General features: G+C 53.1%; 1 pseudogene. It reads right to left on the reverse strand.

Going from position 1 to position 1,360, the window contains the following annotated elements:
• Window positions 1–751 precede the first annotated feature (751 nt).
• Window positions 752–1,204 (reverse strand): annotated as a pseudogene (locus XpopCFBP1817_RS20705) (transposase); the annotation flags it as partial.
• Window positions 1,205–1,360: the final 156 nt, after the last annotated feature.

The following is a 1,360-nucleotide window of genomic DNA, read 5'->3' on the forward strand; positions in this document are numbered from 1 at the left end:
GCCCAGCTGGTTTTTCCATTCGCCTACCGGGTTGTTGCAGGTTGGTGCGGCCTGGGCGAGTTGCTGTTTTTTATACAAATCCCTGCCGACCCTCGATCTTGCGACACGCCACCTGGTAGCGCTTAGCGGGGTTCCGGGGTGTTCCGAGAAGACGGGCAATTCACCTCAGCGATTTCTGCAACTCCAGACGCTATTAATCACCCAGCGATCAGTATACCGCCCACCTGCGGTAACGTCCCAACTATCTAAAGATACAGAGCGGGAATTATTCCCAAACTGGTTTCTGCAATTATTAATTGCTTGCTGCCAGTGCGCATTCCACACCTGTTTATTTGTAGGATTTGCGGGTTTAACATCAGCAAGCACAGAAACTGCACCTAAATAATCGTCTGCCTGACTTGGGGCTGATATCGATAGAAAAATGATTCCGAATACTGTTGCAGCGAGCAAGGGTGATATTCTAGCGAAATTTGTTGATGGGTTTAACATAATTATCCTTTTTTGTTAATTTATATTAATTAATAATTTTAAAGCATAGTGAAGTTAGGAATTACAAGCCGAATTGCCAGGATCAGGGATTTTACGCCGGAACCGCCGAAATTTCTATCATCCCAGCTATAGCCCGCCCACGAGTGCGTCTAGGTCGATCATCTTGCCGTCGTCTGGAAGGTGTGTAATGCTCGTTTAGCAGGATGTGCCTGCCAGGCCGCCTGTGACATCTTGGTAATGAGTCGCCCCTGAAAAACCCCCTTCAAGCACCAAGTGTCATCGGCGACAGCGGCACGGCGCTAAAGGATGGCCATCCCATCGCCCGCATCCAGGCACGCAAAAACGCGATCCAGCGCAGCAGCCAGCGCAGGGTGTAGCGGGCGGCGCAGCCGAGTACGTGCAGCGCATCGCCTTGTGCACCTTTCAGCCAGCAGCGACGCAACCTGCAGTCGTCTTTCAGATGTCCGATCACCGGTTCCACCGCCTGCCGTCGTTTGATCCAGCGGCATTGCCGTCGCGTCAGCGTCTTGGCCTTGCCACGATGGAGCACCTGCACGCCATCGACCTCGCGCCCGCGATAACCAAGGTCAACGATCGCCACCGTCGGTTCTACGCTCAGATCCTGCAGCAACCCGCGCGTCTGCTCCAGATGCTCGGCCAAGGTGTCGCCGTCGTACGGGTTGCCCGGGAAGCTGCGCGCACCCACGACCAATCCGAGGGTCGGCAGGGATTCGTGTAAAAAACAGCCAAAAGTGAGCTAACGCTGTTGGTAGTGTAGTTTTGTTACCCAGAAATATCCGCTAACTCACTGATGCAATGGGTTAAATCCGAGCTTGTGAGTCATTTTTACACGTATGTCGGCTGAACCCCT

Source organism: Xanthomonas populi, from assembly GCF_002940065.1.
In the GTDB taxonomy this organism is placed as follows: Bacteria; Pseudomonadota; Gammaproteobacteria; order Xanthomonadales; family Xanthomonadaceae; genus Xanthomonas; species Xanthomonas populi.